Source organism: Calothrix sp. NIES-2098 (assembly GCF_963875125.1).
GTDB lineage: Bacteria > Cyanobacteriota > Cyanobacteriia > Cyanobacteriales > Nostocaceae > Aulosira.
Genome location: NZ_CAWNKJ010000001.1, coordinates 3,900,862 through 3,923,326, shown reverse-complemented (window position 1 = coordinate 3,923,326; position 22,465 = coordinate 3,900,862). Strand labels below are relative to the sequence as shown.

The window sequence follows — 22,465 nt, the reverse complement described above, 5'->3', positions numbered from 1 at the left end:
GCCCACCCTACAATCTAATTTTGTTGCAGGAATTGTTTTAAATGCGGCTGATCTAAATTTAAACCAAGTTCCTGGGCTTTCAGTTTGATTTCTTCTGGTGTGAGTTGTTGTTGGCTAGCATTAGCAATTAAAGCGATGGCTGTTGCTCTTGCACCTGCTGCACAATGAACTAATATCGGTTTAGGTAAATTGTCTATTTCCCAAATTGCTTTTTCTACCAATTCTTGATTCGCTTGTGCAGGATTAATTGGGATGTTCGCATAATTTAATCCTGCTGCTTGGGCGTGCTGTTGTTCGTCATTGAAAAAACCTTGTTCGTCAGGAGAACGCAGATTTAAAACTGATTGAAATCCTTGCTTTGCAGCTTGCTGTAATTGTTCGGGAGTGATTTGTCCAGCAGAACTTAATTCCTCACTGACTTTTTTAAATGGAAGTGGGGCAAATCTAGCATAGCGTTCTAAATAGAATTTTGGGGAGTTGGCGATCGCTTTTACAGATTCCCGTTGACTTACCGCATCCCACCATTTTTGAATTCTCGTTAATTCCGCAGGTAATTTAAATCCGCGATACTGTTCAATTGCAGCCCAACGCTCAAACCAAGGATAGAATGTTAGGTCAACTAAGCTGATAGCTTCTCCAAACCAATAAGGGCCATTATCTGATAATTTTGCCAAAGCTTCGTTTTCAATAAAGCGTAAATGCTGTTCTAGTTCTTGAGCAGCTTCTTTTTGTTTTTGGGAATCTAAAGAACGCAACAAACTAGAGAAAGCTGGAACAAATCTAGTATTAGCAAAATCAATCCAAATTCTGGCTTGGGCTTTGCTAATAGCATCTTTAGGTAATAAAGATGGTTGAGGAAAGACTTCATCCAAATATTCATTAATAATTGCCGATTCCCAAACTCGCTCATTGCCATGTTTAATTACTGGCACTTTGCTATAAGGTGAAATATCTGTAAAATTGGCTGGCTTATTTTGCAAATCAATTTCTACTAAGTCAAAGTCAATACCTTTTTCTAAAAGTACTAACCGCGAACGATGGGCAAATGGGCAAACAACTGCACTGTAGATTGTAATCTCTGCCATATTTTACCTCTGCAATTTAGTAAAAGAGAGAAAAGGTAATGTCTCCCTTATCTCTCTTATTTTTATTCCGAATTAGCTTAACCAAGGTACTTCTTCCGGCGCATAACGAAAAGCGCGAAAGACTGAATTTTGTTCTCCCTTTGCTACTAATGCTGATTCACCAGGAGCATTTTGAGGCGCAAAGTAGGGATTAATATATTCCCAAACAACCTCTCCTGTTGCTGTGACTTCAAAAATTCGACCAAAAGCCCCCTCAGTAATTAAAGTATTACCATTAGGTAAGCGTTGCGCGCCGGAAATGTAAGAACTGAAAAAGTTATGTGGTGGGTTATCAGTGTATTGCCAAACTATCTCCTTTGTTTCTCGGTTCACTTCAATAACGCGGGAGAAATTCAAAGCTACTTTTTGTCGATGTGCGCCATTATCAAAAATTAGCAAGTTACCGTTAGGTAATTCATTAGGAAAATGTTGTTGAGCCAGAATATCATCTCCTAATTCCCAGATAATCTTTCCTGTTTGGCGTTCAACAATAACTACAGTTGAAATATTACGGAAACTTAAAATAATATTACCATCTGCAAGTTCTCCAACTGTGTTGCCATGTGTCCATTCATGACGTTGGTCTTGTTTGGTAATTACATATTTTTCAGGGTCGAGATGTTCGTATGCGTGCCAACTCCAAATTATTTCACCTTCTGGAGTGACTTCATGAATCACATCAGCATAGATATCACCATCTACTTCTGTACCAGGTACGCCACCTTTAATTTGAGGAACTAAAGATTTTGGTATCTTTTCTAAAGCTAATAAAATTGTGTTGCTATTACGCAACCGACGGCCATCATGATGGTGGTCTGGATGATGGTATTCCCAAACGATTTCGCCTTGCGGATCTACTTCTAAAACTACGCCACCTTTAAATAAAGACCATACAGGAAATCGTGGCGGAATTTCTGCTGTTTTACCGTTATAGAAGAGGTTGCCATTAGGTAATATATAGCCGTATAAACCTGGAGGATATGGTAGTTGCCATTCATGTACTACTTTTCCTTCCAAGTTAATTAAGTAGACTTCGCCTTTACCCGTTAGGGGTGTAAAAAGCGTGTATCCTAAAAAAGCTTTTTCAGGATTATATGCTTTTAAACCAGTACCCCGGCGACGAATTGTATTTTGCTCAACAAAAGTAGTTGCTATTGTCATAATTCTGCTTTATTTCACTTAAAGTACGTGGAAAGCGTACACGAGCGACTTTCCAAATCATATTTGCAGAATAAAATACTATAAATCGATAGATAAACAGTATTTAACAAAATCAACTTTTGATTATGACATACATATCTATAGATAGCAAGTCGATAAAAAATTATGAAAAGTACCTACAAATAGACAAAAAGTACACCTGAGTAAAGGTGTACTTTCAAAAGATCGCAAATTTGGTAATCAGATTTGTCTAGACTAATTGGTCAGTCAATTCTCTAGTAGTTGGGGTAAAATTGTAAACGAGCTACACCGAGAGATTGACCTTCTGTATTCTGGTTGGCGGGAGCAGCCTTGAGATGGAATAAATAAACCCCATCGTAATCAGGATTACGGTACGGCTTGAGTGCAATGGTTACTGTTTTCCCTGCTGGTAAAGGCTGCGCGAATTGAACTGTGACTGAACCGTCTTGATTTGGGTTCTTTACCAAGGAAACTGGGAGATTTTCGCCTGTGCGATCGCTGCTTCCGACAAAAGCGCTACTATGTTTAGCATCAAACTCTATATTTTCGCCGCCTTGAATCTGTGTCAGCGTCACTTGTTGTAGGGGTTTCGCCCCAGCAGGTATAGCGACGGTGAAATAATAAGTTGCTGCGCCAACACTCGTTTGATTATACGTAGTACTGGCATCAACGGCATAGGTTTTGGAAATAGGCAGCAGCAACATTCCAAAACTGAAAGCTAACACAGCTTTAGATAATCTAGAAATATTCTTCATGGCATTAACGGGATGGATAGTTTAATTAGGCTAAAAAATTGGCAATTCAATTACAAAAGCATCCTCAACTTTTAGCCAATTTCTGACTAAAAGCTGATGCCAATTTTATTGATTTGCCAGATGGCAGCAAAGGCATCAACAACGTCAGATTAATCTATCTGACGCGCGATGCTTTACTGAAGACTTCATCTTTTTCAGCCTAATTTTCGGACATGGCAAATATATTCTGGCTTAATTATTGATATTTTTACAAGGGCAATACATCAATAATTAAGGATTTTATTTCTAGCGATAACACCCCTAATCCTATGTGCATATAGGGCTATGAATCTAAGATATTTTTATCTGGTATTCAGGATATGCTCCATAGGCATCTTTGAAGGAAAATACAAACTATAATTTGTTTGAAACCGTGTTATATTGCTCGTATTTACACGATAAAACTAGACCAATAATAAAAGCAAATATTATTTATTTTGAAATCGATAAATTGAAGTTATGAAATTATCAATAGCAAATTGAATAATTCGTAATTCAAGCAATTGAATAGACAAAATTAAAAGCACAACAATGTTGTGCCTTTAGCATGAGTATTAAAATAGCTCAGATTTGATAATCCAAGGTCACTAAAACTTTGCCTCCACCCTGGTTGGCGGGTACGGCTTCCGACATCTTTTTGGGATAAGGAAGGTTCAAGTTGTTCATCAGTTCAATAAATTGGCTGCGGTTGCGTCCAACAAATCGGGGATTTGAGGATTTTTGTTCGCCAATAGTAGAGACTGTTCTTCCTTGATAGTCGTGGCCGGGAAATACCCATGTGTCATCAGGTAGGGTAAATAGCTTTTGGGTGACGACATCATAGAGTAACCCAGCATCGCCGTTCTGGAAGTCAGTCCGACCGCAACCCCCAATAAATAAGGCATCTCCGGTTAACAAATGAGTACCGTTGACTAAGTAAGCCATGTGGCTGTCGGTGTGTCCGGGTGTGGCGATCGCTTGAATTTGGACAGACCCTAATTGTAAAATCTCACCATCAGCAATATAGCGATCGCTTGGTACGGTCTTCGCGTTTTCTGGCAACACACTCAAACAACGTGTAAATTGCCGTAGCTGACCTGTTCCAGTAATATGGTCGGCGTGAATATGAGTTTCTAAGCAGTAGTGAAGAGTCAAGCCCAGTTTTCTTAGTACTAGCAGGTCGCGTTCTATCTGTTCTAATACCGGGTCTACCAAGATAGCTGCTTTGGTTTCTGAGTCAGCAATTAAGTAGGTATAGGTACTCGACTCTGGATCGAATAATTGACGGAATAGCATGGCAGGTTGGGATAAATCGCTTAATGGATTTCCAGCGAACCAATCTCTGACAATAGCGTAAGGTTTGGGATTGAGAGATTTCAGTAACTGTTGTGCCAAAGCTGCGGCTTGAGAACGAATCTCTGGAACGGCTGTAGTTTCCCAAAGGTTGCCTTTACGAGGTGTTCCTAAGGTATAAAGTACTTCCGAAACGTTTCCTTGGGCATCGATCGCGGCACCATTTTCAGCCGTATCAATCCCCATTGATAAAGCATGAGAACGAATCAACCCTTGTGCTTGCAAGCTAGCAATCAGTGGATGCTTCAGTCTGCGATAGTTACAATTTGCACCCGTACAATTAATAATTCGGTTCACCTGCAAAACGATATTTGCTTGAGTTCCCCGTTCGCAAATTTTCACCTCAACTGCATTGTCAACTTCCTGACAAGTCTGAATTCGACCGCCATAATAGTTCAGTTGCCCAGCTTCGAGGGCGCTATCTAATACATCGGCAATTTCCCCTGCAATGCGGTGACGGTAAACTTCCCAATAAGCTTTCACATGACGCAGAAAGCGTTCTTGTTCTAACAATGGCAATGTTTGCCAAATTTGTTGAGTAATTGGACGGATAGCATCAATTACTGAACGCCAATCATATCCTTGATTCGCTGCTTTTTTGATTTCTTGACGTACTAAACGCAGTAACTCCCGCGCTGTTTTTGGTGCAGTATTTAAGTCTATATATATATGATAGGGAATTGTTGCTTGGTGGCGTTGGGGTGTTAATCCGTGACGAGAGACAGCATGAATTTTTCCGCGGAATCCTTGCTGATTTAAAGCCACAACTGCATCAACCATTGTCAAACCAGTTCCTACTAAAAGTATCGAATCATCTGGATTGAGATTGCTAATTGCATCGCTAGACCAAGCATCTGAAACATGGGGATGATTGTTTCCTAGGGCTGCAATGGGTTGTGGTAGCGAGGCGGAAAAATTCCCTAAGGCGAGTACAACTTTTTGCACGTGTAAAGACTTACCGCTACTTAGTTGTATTTTGGTATGATAGCTGCTAGTTTCAATAGCGATCGCTTCATCGCAAATTCTTTCTAAACTTACACAAGCTGGAGCATTAGCTTCAGCTTCGTTTAAAATCGCTTGTATATACTTTCCATAAACCTTGCGGGGGGCAAATGCAGAAGCAGTAGTATCGGGATATCCGTTGCTATGCAGCCAGTTTAAGAAGTGTTCCGGTAGATCTGCAAAAGCGCTCATTTTCCCGGCTGCTACGTTCAGCAAATGACCGTCAACTGGCGTACTATATGCAACTCCTTTACCTATTTCTGTTCTCCGTTCAATCAATTTAATAGAAATTGGTACGGTTGCATTTCGCAAAATATTCGCTGCAACAAGAGAACCGCTAAAGCCGCCTCCAATAATTGCGATCGTACAAGGAGAAACAGGTAGGTTCAAAATATAGTTGTACATAAGCTCTAAGAAATATACTTGTTGCTATATACCTACCAATTTAGAACAGTTAAATTCGGATTTATATGTGGTTTTAACGGTTGATAAATTAAGGAAATCTAAACAACACTTAGGCTAGCGAATAAGGGGAAATTTACGATCGATCTGCAATTTTCACCTCAATAGATTCTGTATTGAGAATGACTCTGCCTCAAAACTAAATTAAATAAACACTTAGAGGGTATTAGGGGATATTTTGTCAACAAAAGCGATAGAAATATCGGTGTTTTAGAATTAGCTGTTATTCACTGCTATGGCAGGTTAAATTTAATCTCTTGTATTGTCAATGTTCGCTGACACAACATTCAGTTTAAACTCTAGGGATGTAACTAAAAATGATTCAAGGCATTAGTCATATTACATTTATCGTCAAAGATTTAGAGAAAATGACAACATTTCTCACAACCATATTTGATGCTCAAGAAATATATGCGAGTGGAGAGCAAACTTTCTCTATCTCTAAAGAAAAATTTTTTCTAATTGATGACTTATGGATTGCAATTATGGAAGGCGAACCTCTAGCAGAAAAGACCTATAACCATATAGCTTTTAAGATAGCCGCAGCAGACTACGAACTCTATGCGGCAAGAGTTAAGGCTTTGAGTGTGGATGTCAAAGAAGATAGAAACCGTATCGAAGGCGAAGGACGTTCTCTATATTTCTATGACTACGATAATCACTTATTTGAGTTACACACAGGTACTTTGAATCAGCGGTTGCAAAAGTATGCGATCGCACACAATTTCTGGTAAGATAAAATTGTCTTGCATAGACTACGATAAACTGGTTAGTTTACCGTAGTTTCCTTATCTAAGGAATGATATTTCTGCCAAATCCATCTAGTGTATTTTTCACTGCATTGATGTATCCTTGGTCATTTAAAGCATCTGAAGATAATCTGTTCGTTTTGACTGCACTTTGAACAATGTCTTTAGCAGTGATTTGTTTTGCTTGATAAGCCACAATCAGATCGTTATAACCAGGAATACCTTGTTTTTGAAAGTAACCTTGATAAGCCAAGCCAACAAGGTTAAACGGTTGTATCCGAGTTATAGAAAGCGAATTGCTAGGTAAATCTGTGGAATTGCTCGCTATTTTTTGCGAAGCGAAAACAGGTGTGGTAGCTGTAGCTATCATCAAAAAAGATAAGCTACTAAGAATTAAACGTTTCATCATATAATTCGGTAGGGATGGATAGGAGTGGTAAGCTATAAGACAAGCGATGTTCTGCTCCTATCTTGTCACTGGAACTACTAAGAAACGTCTTTCTTTAGTAGGCTATTTCTAGCTCATTCAATTGACAGAGTTTTAAACTAGGTATACCTCCAGGGAAATAAATAAGCACAGTTTTTACTCTTGGTCGGTAATCCACCAAATTAAAAAAAACGAAATTAATACAATTATTAATGAAATAATTTCACGAATCATTTGTTATTTGTCATTTGTCATTTGTCATTTGTTCTCCTTGTCTTATTTCTCTCCCCACACTTCCTCCCCCAACTCTTCAATTTATTAATCGTGTAATTCAAGGCGTACATAAGTGCGATCGTCAAAAGACTCTCTTCCGGGCGCAAGTCCTCTTTGCCCTAAATAAAGGTCATAAAATAAAGGATCTTTAGCAATAAGTTCTGAAAGAATTTCCTCGCTTTCTGCAAGTGTAATTCTTAAATCTGGATAACCATCGCTAGCAAGAACTACTGACTTAACTTGCTCTGGAATCTTAATAACTTCAATATATTTCTCAGGAACTCGATCGCCATTAATCACGCCGTAACCAAAAGGTTCTGCGGAAGAATTACATAAAGCTGCTTGCAACTTATATATAGATACAAGAAAATTCTGGCTGGGATCGTTTTGGATTAGGTCTGTAATTGTTTTACCCTGAGCCAAGTAAGAATGCACAATCAAAGAGCGCAACTTAGTTGTCACTTCATCTACTTTGCTGTTTGGATTGTGACCTTTTCCATCTAATAAATATTGACAATCTCCAACCCGCCAAATTTCTCGTCGTGTATTTGAAAATAGTGCGATCGCAAAACAAGGTGCAAAAATAGGAATTTGATCTGATTGAACTTTTAGCAAAGCTTCTTTTACTGCTTGAGTTAGTTGCTCAATTGCTTGTGTTGCATTACTATCAGGAGCAAGACTTTCTATAGCTTGAGCGCCTATTTCTGCTACAAACCTACCAGGAGAAAGCCCATCATAACTCGCACCAGATGCATCCGTAGCGCCATCCAAAACTGCTACAAAGTGCTGGTTGATAACAAGGCGATCGTCACCTTGTTTCGGGTCTCCATATTTCGATCGGCTCAATGACTCAACTACTGTGAAGCTTGGTTTTGGATTCATCTTCGGTGCATTACCACATAGTTACATCTACCAAATATTAAATCTTTACTAAATTAAGTAAGAGTCTATTTACTAAGCGTATTTAATACCTGTATCAACAAATGATGACATGGAATAGTTTCATAATCAACTCAAGTACAAGGTTTTTAATCCTAGCGTTTCTTTGCAGTTAAAAACTTGCTGTTATGAAGGTTTTGTGTAAATATTCTATATAGTTATTAATAAAATACGGTAAATTAATCGATTTAACGTATTTTGCAATAAGTGTGTACTTTTTTCGGAACTTTTTGTAATGTTTTGCTAGACAGCGTTCACACTAAACTTAAGTTTGTTATCTATCGGTCATAGCCGAAAGTTTGTAGCACAACAACAAGGATGTATACTACTTATTTTTGATGATAGTTGGGAAAAATCTCTGTTATAGTCCGCAAATTAAGCGATGCCCAACATATTAACTACATATCTATGGATTCTCAAGAGCAGTCTGCTCTCACGGATACAACTGCATTTAGCAATCTGCTAGCGAATCGGACGGTAATTTTCACTTTAGCGATCGCCTGTGGATTAGCAATAGCCAATGTATATTACAATCAACCGCTGTTAGCAGATATGAGCAGAAGCTTTCATATCTCTGTGCAGCAGGTAGGATTTATCCCAACGCTTACCCAGGTAGGCTATGCAACCGGGTTACTATTGTTAGTGCCATTAGGCGATCGCTTAGAACGCCGACAGCTAATTATTAAGATGTTCGGCTTGCTTACCTGTACCTTAGTAGCAGTCGCCATCTCTCCCAACGTCATTTGGCTGAGTGTAGCGAGTTTTTTGCTTGGTTTTACTAGCATTGTCGCCCATCTGATCCTTCCCTTCGTTGCCCAAATTACCCCTCTCAACCAACGCGGAAAGGTGATTGGCACATTAATGAGTGGACTAATTGTTAGTGTCCTCTTGGCTCGGTCTGTCAGTGGCTTTGTTGGTAAAATGTTCGGCTGGCAGGCGATGTATTGGATTGCTGCTGTTGTGATGATTTTTCTGGCTTTGCTAATTCGCCAGCAATTACCTGTAAATCGCTCTCCATCGCAGATGTCTTATCCACAGTTGATGCAGAGTCTTGCCCATCTTACCTATCAACAGCCGATTCTGCGAGAAGCTGCATTCAATATTGCTTTAGTATTTGCCGCTTTCAATGTCTTTTGGGTAACGCTGGTTTTTCTTTTAGAATCGCCTATCTATAACTACGACAGTCAGGTTGCAGGATTATTTGGCTTAGTAGGTATAGTTGGCGCAGCTACAAGTTCCTTCATCGGTAGGTTAGTAGACAGATGGGGCGCGAGGGGTGTTGTGGGTGTAGCACTTTCTCTGGCTTTATCAGGCTTTACGATTCTCTGGTTAGCAGGGAATCATTTAATGGGTTTGATTTTAGGCGTAATAATCTTAGAGTTGGGAATGCATAGCGCTTACCTTTCTAATCAAATCCGCGTTTATAATCTTGTTCCCAATGCAGAGAGTCGATTGAACACCGTGTATATGGTAATCAACTACACTGGCGGCGCACTCGGTTCCTTACTTGGTAGCTATAGCTGGGGAATCTGGCAGTGGAACGGGGTTTGCGCTTTGGGGTTTTTCCTGTTAATCCTCGCGTCAATTTTGCACTTTGGCGGGCGGAGGAGATAGGCGCAAACCTTCTTTCCAGCTAGAAAATAAGGCAGAGGGGGCAGAGGAAGCGATTTGTATCAGTTTGTCTCCCTTGCCCTTTTTCATGCATGGCAATGAAATTTCTTCAGCCTTATTTCTCTCCCAAATTTACCATTCTTGCTGCGTTGGTCGAATGAGAATCTCATTCACGTTGACACGAGGCGGCTGCGTTACCGCATAAACTATAGCCGCCGCAATGTCTTCACTTTCTAAAGGTGTTAAAGAACGACGACGTTCTTCAATATTTTGTTTGGCAATGGGATCGGAAATGCGATCGCTAATTTCTGTATTAACTAAACCAGGCTCGATGATAGTCACACGGATGTTTTGTTTGCAAACTTCTTTTCGCAAGGCTTCTGAAAAACCGTTCACACCCCACTTCGTCGCGTTATATACGCCAATACCAACTCGTGCCGTGCGCCCTGCTACGGATGAAAGATTGACGATATGCCCTGCACCTTGCGCTTTTAAGATTGGCAATACAGCATGAGTGACATATAGCAATCCCAACAGATTGAGATTAATCATGTCCTTCCAATCTGAGGTATTACCACCATCTATCTCACCTACAACAGCAATACCTGCATTATTGACGAGGATATCTATTTGACCGAATTCTGTCTTGGTTTTCTGAACTAAATTCTGTACTTGAGCCTCATTTGTCACATCTGTAATTATAGGTAAAGCTTTGCCTCCATTGGTAGCAATTTTTTCTGCTAGGGCATTTAAGCGATCGCCTCTACGCGCAGCCAAAACTACTGTTGCTCCTTCTGCTGCTAGTGCCAGTGCTGTGGCTTCACCAATACCAGAAGAAGCTCCGGTAATAATTGCAACTTTGCCGTCTAATTTATTTGCCATGATCGATTAACGTTTGATTGCTAAAGTGAGTCCATCGGCTATAGAAATCAAGCTTAAATCTATGCGATCGTCTTGGTGCAGCTTGCGATTAAAATCTCGGATAGCATTGGTAGCAGAGTCTTGAACATCTGCTTGTGCTGCACGTCCAGACCAAAGCACGTTATCCACAGCAATCAACCCACCCGGTCGAATTAACTTTAGCACTCGCTCGTAGTAAGCATAATAGTTTTCCTTGTCGGCATCTATAAAGGCAAAATCAAAGGTTGCTGCTGCACCTTCTGCCAACAATTTATCTAAAGTTTCAATAGCTGGAGCCAGTCGCAGGTCAATTTTTTCTGCTACTCCGGCTTCTTGCCAATAACGACGAGCGATGCTTGTGAATTCTTCGCTCACATCACAAGCTATGATTTTACCCTCTGGTGGTAATGCCAAGGCAACGCTGAGAGAACTATAACCTGTAAAAACTCCTAACTCCAGAGTCTTCTTAGCGCCAATTAGTTTGACTAAAAAACCAAGAAACTGTCCTTGTTCTGGTGCCACCTGCATATTTGCTCTGGGATGGCGCGCTGTCTCTTCCCGCAATTTGAAGAGTAATTCTGGTTCTCGCAAAGAGACAGACAACAGATATTGGTAAAGTTCGTTTGGTAGATGCAGCGTTTTACTAGGAGCCATTAGAGTTCATAGTTTGAAGTATTTAAGAATTTATTATACGGTAAACCGATTGATTTAAGGTATATTACTATGGTGTAGAAAATATCAGGCGTGTAAATGTTTAAAATTGAGAGAATAAGCCAAAGCGATCGCGCTGGATAAATTATCTTCACCCTTTTGAGAGTCTGCATTAACTTGAGTTTTTTACAAACTGGCAAACCGATCTGTGGCTTCAATCAAAGCGCTGCGAATCCCCGGTTCGCTCATCGAGTGTCCAGCATCAGGAACAACTATAAATTGGGCTTCTGGCCAAGCGCAGTGCAATTCCCATGCTGAGATCGTTGGGCAAACAACATCATAACGTCCTTGCACGATGACTGCTGGAATATGGCGAATGCGGTCAATATTGAGCAGTAATTGATCTTCTGGGTCAAAAAATCCTTTATTAACGAAATAATGGCATTCAATGCGAGCAAAAGCCGAAGCAAACTCATTCTCTGCAAAGGTTTGCATCAGTTGGGGATCTGGAAATAGCTTACTGGTACTAGCTTCCCAAACTGACCAAGCACGAGCAGCTTCTAGCCTAATTTGCAAATCTGGACTAGTTAAACGTCGGTAATAAGCACTCAGGAGATCGTCGCGTTCGTCTATCGGAATTGGTTTGAGATATTCTGCGCAAGCCTCAGGAAAGATATAGCTTGCACCTTCTTGATAGAACCAGCGCAATTCTTTTTGTCTGAGCATGAAGATACCGCGCAGAATTAAGCCTGTGCAACGCGAAGGATGTGTTTGACTGTAAGCTAAAGATAAAGTACTTCCCCAACTACCACCAAAAACTACCCACTTCTCGATACTTAAATGCTGACGTAGTTTTTCAATATCGTTAACTAAATCCCAAGTTGTATTTTCCTGCAATTCCGCATGGGGTGTACTCCGACCGCAACCACGTTGATCGAACATCACTAAGCGCCATTTTTCAGGGTTGAAGTACTGTCGATAAACAGGTAGATAACCACCACCAGGCCCCCCATGAAGTAACACAATCGGCTTACCATCTGGGTTCCCAGACTCTTCAAAATGAATTGTATGGAGTTGAGAAACTTGTAAGCTACCTTCTCGGTAGGGTGCGATAGGTGGGTAAAGTTCTGGCATTCTAGTTATTTACAAACACTAACTGAAAAACTATCAGACTCTAGAAAAGAATGGGATAATTAAGTTATTTAATACATAATCGCAGTGCAATTACTCGACTTATATTTAAATTAATTCGACCCCATAGTAAATAGACAGTAGTATAGCCTAGAAGTTGGCACTAAAAAAGTGCGTTCTTATTCTTAATTGCTCTGCGATGCGCTAATGAATTGAGTGCGATAATTTAAACGCAAATACGTCAATATAATACTTTAGATAGATGACAAAAAGATTATTTAATCAACTACGTGGAATTTGCTTTTTTCTACAAAAATTCCTGAGGCGAAGACAGGTTGTAATAAATTCCATACTTCTATTTACCTTGTCTTTTTACCTAACTTACCTTCCTATTACCTTTGCTAACGAACCCGTAGCTAATATCTCAACAGTTCAATCTGCTACAAATGCAGAAAAGCTAATTGAAGAAGGCGAACAGCTGTATAAATCGGGGAACTTTTCTCAAGCAGCGATCGCTCTTCAACAAGCTGTTCGCGCTTATGAGTTGCAAAAGGATAATATCCGCCAAGCCGCAGCTTTAAGCAATCTGGCTTTGGTATATCAGCAATTAGGCTCGTTGCGAGAAGCTGAAAATACTATAAATGCCAGCTTAAACTTACTAGGTTGGGATGCAAAAGAGCAAAAGTTAACAGTCGATCGTCAAAACTCAGAAGCTTTGGCAATTCTGGCGCAAACCTTGGAAATTCAGGCGGGACTGCAACTATCAGTAGGACAGCCAGAAGTATCTTTGACTACTTCTCAACAAGCAGAGAAACTTTGGCAACAATTAGGAAATGCTGAGGGAGTAACGCACAGTCAGATCAATCAAGCTCAAGCCTTAAGAATTTCTGGCTTCTACCGTCGTGCATTGGATATATTGCAAACAGTTAATAAACAATTGCAAACTCAACCCGACTCAGCAATGAAAGTTGCGGCTTTGCGATCGCTTGGGAATGCATTACAACTAGCAGGTGATTTTGAGCGATCGCAACAAGTTCTGCAACAAAGTATAGATATCGCCCAAAACCTCAAATTAACCGAAGATGTGAGTATTGGAGAATTTAGCTTGGGTAATACCAAAAGAGCAAAAGGTGAATTTCCCAGTGCGATCGCGCATTACCAAAAAGCGGCGGAATTTGCACCTAACTCTTCTACCAAAATCCAAGCACAGATCAATCAACTTAGCTTGCTGGTGGAAACGGAAAAAACAGCAGATGCGAAAGCGCTGGTTCCGATTATCGAATCCCAATTAGCTAATTTACCCCTGAATCATTCAAGTCTGTATGCAAGTATCAATTTTGCTCGCACTATTAATAATATTAGTGACAATAAAGATATTGCTCAGATACTTGCAAGAACTGTACAACAAGCGCAAAGCCTTGCAGATAAGCGGGGAGAATCCTACGCGCTGGGAAGTTTGGGGGAAGTATACGAACAAACTCAACAGCTAGATGCAGCCCAAAAATTGACAGAGAAAGCATTATTGATTGCGCAAGAAATAGATGCCTCAGACATAGCTTATCTTTGGCAATGGCAATTGGGAAGGTTGTTGAAAACCAAGGGGAACATAAAAAGTGCCATCATATCCTACGATGCAGCAGTTTCCACTTTGCAATCCCTGCGCAGCGACTTAGTTGCAGTTAACCGCGACGTCCAATTTAATTTTCGCGATCGTGTTGAACCCATTTACCGCCAGTCAGTAGAATTGCTTTTACAAGAAAAGGGACAAGGTAAACCGGACTTAGATAAAGTTCGCAAGCGCATTGAAACCCTACAAATAGCTGAGTTAGATAATTTCTTTCGCGAAGCTTGCTTAAATAACCAATTTGTCGTGCTTGACAAAGTAGTAGATAAAGATAATCCTAACACTGCTATTTTTTATCCTATAATTCTCGAAAACCAATTAGCAGTTATCCTCAAACTTCCTAACAGACCGCTGATATATAAAAATAATACAGTGAGTCGCAAACAAGTTGAGCAAGTTGTCATGCAATTGCGAAAGGATATTGTTCAACCTGAAAAAACAAAGAATGTTAAACAACTCTCAGAGCAGCTTTATAACTGGCTAATTCAACCAGTAGCAGATGATTTAAAAGCTAGTAGTGTGAATACACTAGTTTTTATTCCCGATGGAATTTTGCGGAATATTCCCATGTCTATATTATATGACGGCAAAGAATATTTAATCCAAAAATATGCCGTAGCTCTTAGCCCAGGATTGCAACTATTTACACCTCAAGCATTAACAAAAGCTAATTTCAATGCCCTAACAGGAGGACTTTCACAAATACCTCAACATGAGAACTTTGCACCACTTCCTTACGTAAAAAATGAACTAAATGAAATTCAGGAATTGGGTGTTAAGACAACCACACTACTAGACGATAAATTTAGAAGCACAATATTAGAAAAAACAATTAATCAACAACCTTACAGAATTATTCATTTAGCAACACATGGCAAATTTAGTTCCAAAGCCACAGATACTTTTATTTTGGCTTATGACAAACGTATCTATGTTGGCGAACTGGATACATTACTCAAAAGTCGCGGTGAAAAACGTAGTGAACCTGTGGAATTGCTAGTTTTGAGTGCGTGTGAAACCGCAGCTGGAGATAACCGCGCCACATTGGGTTTAGCCGGAGTTGCCATTAAAGCTGGTGCGCGAAGTACATTAGCTTCTTTGTGGAATATAAATGATGATTCTACTGCTTTTTTTATCAGCGAGTTTTACAGCCAATTAACTAGTGGTAAAACGACAAAATCAGAAGCACTACGTCAGGCTCAAATTAAAATGTTAAAGAGTGATAATTACAGTCGTCCTTCTCAATGGGCACCTTACGTACTTGTAGGTAATTGGTTATAAGTAAGTCGGTGCAAATAATCATCCTTGTTTGTAGTCGCGCTTTAGCGCTAAAGCGCGACTACGAGCCAAATACAGAGATTTTACTTTTCTTTACATAGTTTTGTTTTTTCTCACCGACTTATATCATGTCCGGTCTGCATAATCACTTTTAAACAAGGTTTATAAATTTCCTATTCTACCAATGGAGCGTTGGCAAGGTTTCCCAATCTGACTGACTCTAACAAACTTTCCCAATCACTAACTAAAGATGTATTATTCGGGTTAGCTTTACGAAGTTGTGCTAGCAAATTTAATGCATCAAACCAAATGCCATTTTCAGCATAAATAGCAATCTTATCCTTTAGTTGTGCTGTTGCGATTTGGTTTGACAGAGTAGCGGACAAATTGATTCGCTGCACATCACCTTCAACATAAATTGGAATGCTGGCACTTTCTTGTCCGCTACAGTTAACTTTGAAAAACCAACGATAGGTTTTACCCACTTCTAGAGGTGTAGCTGTTGATGGTAGGTTAACGCCAATCACTCCAGGTTTTGCAGGTAGAGATACAGCATTTTTATAAACTTCATTTTCTTGACTATCCTGCAATACAAATTCTGCACTCGCATTAGCAATCTCTTTTGTATAAGGAACGTAAAACCAAAAGCTAGGACGTTCATTTGTGGTTAATCCCCACACATCCATTGAGATTGCTGAAACTGATTTATTGTCAGAGTTTGTAGCTGAGTTCCGTTCTTTAAATGGTACTAAAGCAATTAAAGGTATCTGAACATCGGGACACAAATTCCGGCTTCCCATCCCGATACTACGCCCAGATATAGTACTGAGTCCGACTGGAGGTTTTGTCCAACGAAAAATAGGTCGAGATTGATTTCTGGGAGAAGAAGCTGGTTTGCTAGATGATGCTGGTTGTGGAGAAGATTTTGGTACTGGAGTTTGAGCTTTAACCAATATCGAAGATTGAATTATACCACCCAATATCAGTACAGTTGGCAATGTCGATTTCATTAATTGAAACAATGATTTCATGGCTCTAACTATCAGAATAAAAGTGGTTTTGAGTTTTTCTAATCTAATTGTTTTGTAGACAGACTCTTAGTTTAATCGCGCTGGTATCTCATATTTACGGAAACTCTATACAAAAAGCTACAATTAGATCCCTTGAAAAAATGTAGGTTTTTATTATATTTAATAATACATTTGTATCGTTTTGAAATTTTGGCTGATGCGTAAGAATGCTTAAATTTTTGATATTGCCTATATCTGGTATTGAAGCCGAGATAGCTTATTTATTGGTTGGCTTTTCTCGGTTTATTCACCAAATTCAAAGGCTATTTGGCCTATTTTCTAAAATGCCGGACAGGATACAGATGCTTGCCAAGAATTCCGGGGATTTGCCTGCGGTGCTTGGGCAACCAGCATAACATTACCATTACCATCAACTACCCAATTTTGCGCTTCCACAATTTGTCTAGCAGACTTGGCTAATGATGGCGTGACTTGCACTTGGTTAGAAGTTGTAGCAGGCTTTTGTGCCACTCTCACCCAGTTGGACAACATACTGGTATCTTGTAACGGTTGATTGGGACTGATTGGCAATCCTCCCCGTCCAGTGGCGATAAAGGAACTCTGGCTTTGACGGCTACCAGGAGTGCAACTGTTGGCAATTTGCTGGGAAGCATCAACCAAATTGGCTGGGAGTTCAACCAAGCCTCGATTGGGGTCTATATCGGGTGTGTTAATTTCAACAGTGCCAGCCACTCCACGTTCTGAACTAGCAGTGATGTCACTCAAAGAAGTTGGGCTATTGCGAGACTGAATGCCAAAAATCCCATAAGCTGTAATGTCAACTCTACCACCCTTACCAGTGAAAGCATTGGCGTTGATGTCGCTATTTTCCTTTGGGACAGCGACGATGAAGGGGGAGTTTATGGTAATGTTACCGCCATCGCCTCCAGCTTGAACTGTGCCTGCGGTCGTTGAAATTTGACTACCACGACGCAACAGCAATAATTCTCGTGATTGTAGGGTAATATTTCCACCGTTACCTGAAGTGTTTTCAGCAATAAGTTTTCCCTGGTTATCTAAATTCACCAAACCAGACAATATCTCTAAGTTCCCTGCTTTTCCTGTCCTTTGACTACTTACAGAAACATTAGCTCTATCTTTAACAGTTAGTTGCTCTGTAGTAATTTTCAAATTTCCAGCAGTTCCAGTACCCCTGGTTTCGGTTAATAAACCGCTGGGGAAACCATCTAATGCAAACCCAATTAATTCAATAGAGTCAGAGGCGTTGATATTTATATTTCCTCCCTGACCTGCGCCAAATGTACTGGCTAAAACTGTAGCTCCATCTTTAACGAATAGTTGTCTTGTTTCAATTTTTAAATTTCCTGATGCACCTGTGTTTGTAGTTCCGGTAAACAATCCGCTACTACGCTGACTATCTGGGGTTGTACCAATAAGCTCGATTGAGTCAGAAGCGCTCACATCTAAATTCCCTCCCTGAGCTTTGCCAAATGTACCAGACGATACTTCTCCTCCACCTTGTACAAGCAGTCGTTCTGTAACAATATTTAAATCTCCAGCATTACCTGTCGCTCCTTCCTCTGAGCTGGTAAACAAGCCACTCGTATACCCACTGGCTGCCGTTCCAGTCAGTTCTATCAAGGAGGCATTCACATCTATTCTTCCGCCTTTGCCTGCGCCAAAAGCATTTGTTCTAACTCTTGCACCATTGCGAGCAATTAATTGATTGGTGTTGATTTTAATGTTTCCACCAGCTCCTATATCCCCTTCAGCGTATAACCCGCTAGGATTCTTGCCATCGAATGTACCTATCAGTTCTACTGAATATGCCTTGACTTCTAAATTTCCCGCCTGACCTTGACCCAATGTGGAGACTGATACAAAAGCTCCTTCCTGCACTAGTAATCGTCCTGTAGTGATTTTTAAATCTCCAGCATTTCCGCTACCTATGATAGTATCTGCAAATACACCACTTGCTTGCGTACCATTTGTCGATCTTCCTATTAATTGAATCATGTCAGATGCGTTAATTTCCAGCACGCCTCCTTGCCCGCTACCTGTGGTAGAAGCTGATACTGATGCACCATTTTTTGCAGTTAGCTGCTGAGTATTAATCTTTACATCTCCAGCAGCACCAGAACTAGTAGCATTAGAAGACAAATCACTACTTTGCTTCTCATTAGCAGAGGTTCCACTAAGTTCTACTATGTCAGAGTTAATTAACAAATCACCTCCTCTTCCTTCACCAATAGTAGCGGCAGATATACGTGCGCCATCTTGGACAATTAACTTTCCTGTAGTTACGCTCACAACTCCAGCATCTCCAGAACCAAGAGTTTGAGCAAATAAGCCGCTGCTTACGCTACCATCTAATGATGCTCCGGTTAGTTCTACAGAATCAGGGGCATAAATGGTAAGATTACCTGCTCGCCTTTGTCCGCTAGTGAGAGTGGCTATTTGTGATTGTTCCTGAATCATCAACTTGCCAGTTTCAAGGATAATTGAGCCGCTTTTGGCACTGGGAACTGCCGTATCAAGCGATATTGAACCTATTGAAGATTCATCGGTAAGTTTTACTGAGTCAGTGGCTTGAATTGTGATGTCGCCTGCATCTTTTGAACTATTTTGACTTAGTGTTGTTATTGCAGAATTATTTTCCATGTCTAGTTGTGAGGCATTCACAATAATGCCATCACTACTTTGGGTTGGCAGAGTCGTTATCAAAATTGATGCCCCATTAGTTAGCGATACATTTGAGCGCATTACCCCATCAGGAAAACTTAGACTTAAATTATTGCTATCCGTATTTATTCCAATAGTTCCTGTTTCTGACAATCCTCCCAACTCAACTCGACCACCAGGAGCCTGCAATAAACCACCATTTAAATTTACATTGCCACCTACTAGAGCTAAGGTTTTACCTGGTTGTACCTGTAAACCAACAATTTCACCACTACTATTTGTTGCTTGTGATTGATTGAGTATACCTGCGGGATTTGAGCCAAATTGCAAGCCAATGGGAACACTCACAGTTAATAATGATGTTTCCTTTGGAGCCTTAGTGCTAAACTCAAAGCCATCAGCAAACTTTATGCTACTTGCCGTACTTGCTAAAAACGATCCGCCAATATTCAACGAGGCATTTTCGCCAAAAATAATCCCAGTAGGGTTAATCAAAAACAGATTAGCTGCACCATTAGTGCGAATTAAACCATTAATATTTGATACTGACCCGCCCGTTACACGGCTAATAATGTTTTGAATATCAAGAGCATTGTTAAACAAAGCAGTACCGTCAGTGGGAACTGAAAACTCCCTGAAGCTGTGAAATAGATTGCCACCGGTTCTAGTTCCGCCTTCAATAACGTGGGTGTTTCCTTGGAGTGTGACTGTGGAATTATTTGGTAGAGTGCTATCGGGCGTGATTTGACCTTGAGCGCAGTTTACAGAAAAAGCGATCGCACACACGGCAGTGGTAAAGCCAATTGCACTTCCCACTTTTGCTTTCATGCTTTTACCATCATGCCACATCATTTTGATACCTCTAAATCAACGTATTGCTGTGCCCGCTGATGAAATATTAGATATCTGCGAAAACTATCAAAGCAGCTTTGTAGCTAGCTTCTAAATTTACGTAACTCCTTGGGCAATAACCGCACCAAGTAATCAGCTCGTACGCATTTAATTTTCTATTTTGGCAGAAGTGGAGAGTATCACTGGTTGTATCGAGGTTACAAAGTGTGTAGATTGTACGCGTAGGCGTAGCCCATCGTAGCGAAAAGTCGGAGCGGCGGCTTCCGCCGATCTGAACTTTTCAAGGCAGACATCACTTCTCCACAGATAAGAATCATCTACCAACCCTTTAACTACCTTACGATTTGGGTTCATGAGACTGTAACCGTGAATAAAAAAATTACGTATTACCAATAATTTGGTAGGGGCAAAAAAAGATGTAACTAGCGATCGCTGGTAATGGCTTTACTTCAATCGCTAGTTACAGTCACCCAAGTAAGCGAGCTTTGATTGCGATCGCTTATCTTTTGAGTCCTCAAATTTGACATAAGTGGATTTTGAGTCATCTGACTGAAACACACTTCGTCAATAACTTCAATTGCAAACATTATCTCATTGTTTTGGAGAAATTAACATGACTAATATTTACGGTACTAACGCTAGTGAATACCTGTATGGAACAGCTTACGCAGATAACATTTACGCCTATAGTGGCAACGATGTTGTTTACGCTGGCGAAGGTAATGATTACGTTGATGGTTGGTATGGCGATGATTCCATATATGGTGAAGGTGGTAACGACACATTGCTGGGATACTATGGCAATGACTACCTCAACGGTGGTAATGGCAATGATTATCTCTATGGTGAAGAGGGCAATGACTACCTAGATGGATGGTATGGCGATGACTATCTCAATGGTGGTAACGGCAACGATACATTGTTGGGTTATTACGGCAATGACACACTCTCTGGTGGTTATGGCAATGATTTCCTCAATGGTGAAGCTGGTAACGATAAACTCTATGGTGGCTTTGGACAAGATACCCTCTACGGTGGTGCTGGCGCAGATAAGTTTGTCTTCAACTATCAATCTGAAGGCATAGATATTATCAAAGACTTCCAGTGGACAGAAGGCGACAAGATTGAGATTGTCAAATCTACTTTTGGTGCTTCTTCTCTGAGTCAATTCAGCTATAACTACAACACTGGTGCCTTGTTCTTTGATGCTTCGCCCTATGATTCTGTTGGTGCTGTCCAGTTTGCAAGCATTGAGAATAAGCCTGCTGGGTTCTCGACTCAACTTGACATTGCGCTTGTTTAATAATGTTGTGAGTGCTATCTGAGTTCATCAACTAGACGACATGGGTATTTAATTTTCACCTCAGGCAGCTGGAAGTATTTTCTTCCTCTGCCTTTTTGCGATCGCATCGGGACACGATCGAGGATTGGCAAAGCGCGGGTTTTGCAAAAATTTCTGTATGCGTGAATAAACAGGACTGAGTACTACCAATTATTTATTAGCTCAATAGAGACAAACATCACTGGATTTAGCAAGTTAGGGAAAGAGATATATGCAAAACTCGATGAATACTTTAGAGATTAACAATCAAACTATTAGCAATCGGGAATTGACTCCCTTAGTAACTACTATGCTACCGCAAATATTGCGGGAAACAATCGTTGAACGAGCGATCGCATCTATAGCTTGCACCAGAGAAGAAATCGCTACAGCTTGTCAAAAATTATTTCAACAACATCAAATTCACGACATTGCTACTCACGAAGCATGGCTAAGACGTTACGGTTTGAACCACCAACAATTTCAAAGTTTAGCCACTCGCAAACTCCGAATTGAGAAATTTAAACAGGCTACTTGGGGAAAAAAACTTGAGTCTTACTTTTTACAACGAAAAAAATACTTGGATCGCGTTGTCTATTCAATGATTCGCACATCTGAACTAGGTATTGCCCAAGAACTACATTTTCGCATTCAAGCAGGCGAACAAAGCTTTGGCGAACTGGCAAAAACCTATTCTCTTGGCCCGGAAGCCGATACAAATGGCATTATCGGGCCTGTAGAAATGGGAATGCTGCATCCAAGTATCGCAAGACAATTACAGGTAAGCCATCCAGGACAACTCTGGCATCCCATACCTTTTGAGGAATATTTCTTAATTATTAAATTAGAAAAATTACTTCCTGCCCAACTAGATGTTTTTATGCGCGAACGTTTGCTAAAGGAGTTGTTTGAAGCTTGGTTGCAAGAACAAATCCAGCAATTACCAAATACAGATAAAGCCTGGCTGGTAACTAATCGCATGAAAGCAGAGGCGGCTTAGGTTTAGGCAGAGGGGCAGGGTGCAGGGAGAGAGAAAAAAGGCTTACCTGAACCGTATTGGCTTAGAGGAAATAAAGAATAATTCAAAATCTAAAATCTAA

16 protein-coding genes are annotated in these 22,465 nt (G+C 40.4%); 5 read left to right on the top strand and 11 right to left on the bottom strand.

The window, feature by feature from the left end; all coding sequences use genetic code 11:
• Positions 1–14: 14 nt before the first annotated feature.
• The 4 genes from AACU33_RS37600 to AACU33_RS16445 all read right to left on the bottom strand — a co-directional run bounded on the left by AACU33_RS37600 (position 15) and on the right by AACU33_RS16445 (position 5,839).
• Entirely contained in the window at positions 15–1,085 is a 1,071-nt protein-coding gene (locus tag AACU33_RS37600) for a glutathione S-transferase N-terminal domain-containing protein (protein WP_445291761.1), read from the bottom strand.
• 72 nt (positions 1,086–1,157) lie between these two features.
• Entirely contained in the window at positions 1,158–2,285 is a 1,128-nt protein-coding gene (locus AACU33_RS16455; RefSeq protein ID WP_096589701.1) for an aryl-sulfate sulfotransferase, read from the bottom strand.
• Between the two features lie 275 nt (positions 2,286–2,560).
• A complete protein-coding gene (locus AACU33_RS16450; protein WP_096589700.1) occupies positions 2,561–3,061 on the bottom strand; it encodes a DUF2808 domain-containing protein in 501 nt (166 codons plus the stop codon).
• Between the two features lie 603 nt (positions 3,062–3,664).
• Positions 3,665–5,839, bottom strand: a complete 2,175-nt coding sequence (locus tag AACU33_RS16445; protein ID WP_096589699.1) for an FAD/NAD(P)-binding protein — start codon at positions 5,837–5,839, stop codon at positions 3,665–3,667.
• A 374-nt stretch (positions 5,840–6,213) separates the two neighbouring features.
• Between AACU33_RS16445 and fosX the strand changes: the two genes are divergently transcribed.
• Entirely contained in the window at positions 6,214–6,630 is a 417-nt protein-coding gene (gene fosX, locus AACU33_RS16440; RefSeq protein ID WP_096589698.1) for a FosX/FosE/FosI family fosfomycin resistance hydrolase, read from the top strand.
• A gap of 58 nt (positions 6,631–6,688) precedes the next feature.
• Here the strand turns inward: fosX and AACU33_RS16435 are convergent, their stop codons facing one another.
• Entirely contained in the window at positions 6,689–7,054 is a 366-nt protein-coding gene (locus AACU33_RS16435; RefSeq protein ID WP_339376073.1) for a hypothetical protein, read from the bottom strand.
• Between the two features lie 336 nt (positions 7,055–7,390).
• Positions 7,391–8,227, bottom strand: a complete 837-nt coding sequence (locus AACU33_RS16430; RefSeq protein WP_096589696.1) for a protein phosphatase 2C domain-containing protein — start codon at positions 8,225–8,227, stop codon at positions 7,391–7,393.
• 465 nt (positions 8,228–8,692) lie between these two features.
• Between AACU33_RS16430 and AACU33_RS16425 the strand changes: the two genes are divergently transcribed.
• Entirely contained in the window at positions 8,693–9,898 is a 1,206-nt protein-coding gene (locus tag AACU33_RS16425) for an MFS transporter (protein ID WP_096589695.1), read from the top strand.
• Between the two features lie 129 nt (positions 9,899–10,027).
• Here AACU33_RS16425 and AACU33_RS16420 read toward each other — a convergent pair whose 3' ends face one another.
• From AACU33_RS16420 to pip, 3 genes are all read right to left on the bottom strand, one after another.
• Positions 10,028–10,777, bottom strand: a complete 750-nt coding sequence (locus AACU33_RS16420) for an SDR family NAD(P)-dependent oxidoreductase (RefSeq protein WP_096589694.1) — start codon at positions 10,775–10,777, stop codon at positions 10,028–10,030.
• A 6-nt stretch (positions 10,778–10,783) separates the two neighbouring features.
• The gene (locus AACU33_RS16415; protein ID WP_096589693.1) at positions 10,784–11,449 is read right to left on the bottom strand and encodes a class I SAM-dependent methyltransferase; all 666 of its coding nucleotides are present in this window, start codon (positions 11,447–11,449) and stop codon (positions 10,784–10,786) included.
• 183 nt (positions 11,450–11,632) lie between these two features.
• Positions 11,633–12,580 (bottom strand): prolyl aminopeptidase, encoded by a 948-nt coding sequence (pip, locus tag AACU33_RS16410; protein WP_096589692.1) that lies wholly within the window; start codon positions 12,578–12,580, stop codon positions 11,633–11,635.
• Between the two features lie 361 nt (positions 12,581–12,941).
• On the opposite strand from pip, the gene AACU33_RS16405 reads away from it, so the two are divergent.
• On the top strand, positions 12,942–15,482 hold the full coding sequence (locus AACU33_RS16405) for a CHAT domain-containing protein (protein ID WP_339376072.1): 2,541 nt from the start codon (positions 12,942–12,944) through the stop codon (positions 15,480–15,482).
• Positions 15,483–15,652: 170 nt separating this feature from the next.
• Here the strand turns inward: AACU33_RS16405 and AACU33_RS16400 are convergent, their stop codons facing one another.
• Positions 15,653–16,510, bottom strand: a complete 858-nt coding sequence (locus tag AACU33_RS16400; protein ID WP_096589690.1) for a DUF928 domain-containing protein — start codon at positions 16,508–16,510, stop codon at positions 15,653–15,655.
• A gap of 318 nt (positions 16,511–16,828) precedes the next feature.
• A complete protein-coding gene (locus tag AACU33_RS16395) occupies positions 16,829–20,044 on the bottom strand; it encodes a two-partner secretion domain-containing protein (RefSeq protein WP_096589689.1) in 3,216 nt (1,071 codons plus the stop codon).
• A 613-nt stretch (positions 20,045–20,657) separates the two neighbouring features.
• Between AACU33_RS16395 and AACU33_RS16390 the strand changes: the two genes are divergently transcribed.
• Together AACU33_RS16390 and AACU33_RS16385 are read left to right on the top strand one after the other, a co-directional pair.
• Positions 20,658–21,347, top strand: a complete 690-nt coding sequence (locus tag AACU33_RS16390; protein WP_096589688.1) for a calcium-binding protein — start codon at positions 20,658–20,660, stop codon at positions 21,345–21,347.
• Between the two features lie 250 nt (positions 21,348–21,597).
• Complete coding sequence (locus AACU33_RS16385; RefSeq protein WP_339376070.1) at positions 21,598–22,365, top strand: peptidylprolyl isomerase; 768 nt, start codon at positions 21,598–21,600, stop codon at positions 22,363–22,365.
• Positions 22,366–22,465: the final 100 nt, after the last annotated feature.

What these genes read in the sequence shown, in the direction of transcription:
- AACU33_RS16390 (WP_096589688.1), top strand. Translation starts at nt 20,658, where the DNA reads ATGACTAATATTTACGGTACTAACGCTAGTGAATACCTGTATGGAACA.
- AACU33_RS16425 (WP_096589695.1), top strand. Translation starts at nt 8,693, where the DNA reads ATGGATTCTCAAGAGCAGTCTGCTCTCACGGATACAACTGCATTTAGC.
- pip (WP_096589692.1), bottom strand. Translation starts at nt 12,580, where the DNA reads ATGCCAGAACTTTACCCACCTATCGCACCCTACCGAGAAGGTAGCTTA.
- AACU33_RS16400 (WP_096589690.1), bottom strand. Translation starts at nt 16,510, where the DNA reads ATGAAATCATTGTTTCAATTAATGAAATCGACATTGCCAACTGTACTG.
- AACU33_RS37600 (WP_445291761.1), bottom strand. Translation starts at nt 1,085, where the DNA reads ATGGCAGAGATTACAATCTACAGTGCAGTTGTTTGCCCATTTGCCCAT.
- AACU33_RS16450 (WP_096589700.1), bottom strand. Translation starts at nt 3,061, where the DNA reads ATGAAGAATATTTCTAGATTATCTAAAGCTGTGTTAGCTTTCAGTTTT.
- AACU33_RS16430 (WP_096589696.1), bottom strand. Translation starts at nt 8,227, where the DNA reads ATGAATCCAAAACCAAGCTTCACAGTAGTTGAGTCATTGAGCCGATCG.
- AACU33_RS16445 (WP_096589699.1), bottom strand. Translation starts at nt 5,839, where the DNA reads ATGTACAACTATATTTTGAACCTACCTGTTTCTCCTTGTACGATCGCA.
- fosX (WP_096589698.1), top strand. Translation starts at nt 6,214, where the DNA reads ATGATTCAAGGCATTAGTCATATTACATTTATCGTCAAAGATTTAGAG.
- AACU33_RS16455 (WP_096589701.1), bottom strand. Translation starts at nt 2,285, where the DNA reads ATGACAATAGCAACTACTTTTGTTGAGCAAAATACAATTCGTCGCCGG.
- AACU33_RS16415 (WP_096589693.1), bottom strand. Translation starts at nt 11,449, where the DNA reads ATGGCTCCTAGTAAAACGCTGCATCTACCAAACGAACTTTACCAATAT.
- AACU33_RS16420 (WP_096589694.1), bottom strand. Translation starts at nt 10,777, where the DNA reads ATGGCAAATAAATTAGACGGCAAAGTTGCAATTATTACCGGAGCTTCT.
- AACU33_RS16395 (WP_096589689.1), bottom strand. Translation starts at nt 20,044, where the DNA reads ATGATGTGGCATGATGGTAAAAGCATGAAAGCAAAAGTGGGAAGTGCA.
- AACU33_RS16435 (WP_339376073.1), bottom strand. Translation starts at nt 7,054, where the DNA reads ATGATGAAACGTTTAATTCTTAGTAGCTTATCTTTTTTGATGATAGCT.
- AACU33_RS16385 (WP_339376070.1), top strand. Translation starts at nt 21,598, where the DNA reads ATGCAAAACTCGATGAATACTTTAGAGATTAACAATCAAACTATTAGC.